Genomic DNA, 415 nt, shown 5'->3' with positions numbered 1-415 from the left:
AATCAAACAAGAATCATCACTCACGAGTACGTGGGATTAGATACTGAGAGTTTTCAGTCAGCACTATAACGCTCTTTACGCCAAGCGCCTGATGTTATTTAAATTCGTGAAATTCGAGCGCAAGAAACTATCGAGTATGCGTTAAGCTTTGCAGAAACAGCTCATTATGTGTTGCCACCTAACATGCTAACAATGCTACCCAAGCTATTGATCGTATTATGCACTTACTGCCAAACGAGCAGCACGATAAGCTTATATATGATTTAGCATTAAACTTACGGGCTATTATTGCCCCGCAGCTTATCCCTACCTCTGATGGTGATGGACGTGCTGCTGCTATAGACGTGTTATTGAATACGCAAATGGGGAGTGATCTGATTAAACACGGTAATATTGCTGCTATTAAAGAAACTAT

General features: G+C 40.7%; 1 pseudogene. It reads left to right on the top strand.

Annotation, left to right across the window (positions count from 1 at the left end):
• Positions 1-415: pseudogene (locus CWB75_RS18895) on the top strand (ATPase, T2SS/T4P/T4SS family); the annotation flags it as partial.

The organism is Pseudoalteromonas sp. S1608 (assembly GCF_005887265.1).
In the GTDB taxonomy this organism is placed as follows: Bacteria; Pseudomonadota; Gammaproteobacteria; order Enterobacterales; family Alteromonadaceae; genus Pseudoalteromonas; species Pseudoalteromonas undina.
The sequence above is the reverse complement of the archived record's forward strand: the minus strand, read 5'-3'. Positions and strand labels throughout refer to the sequence as shown.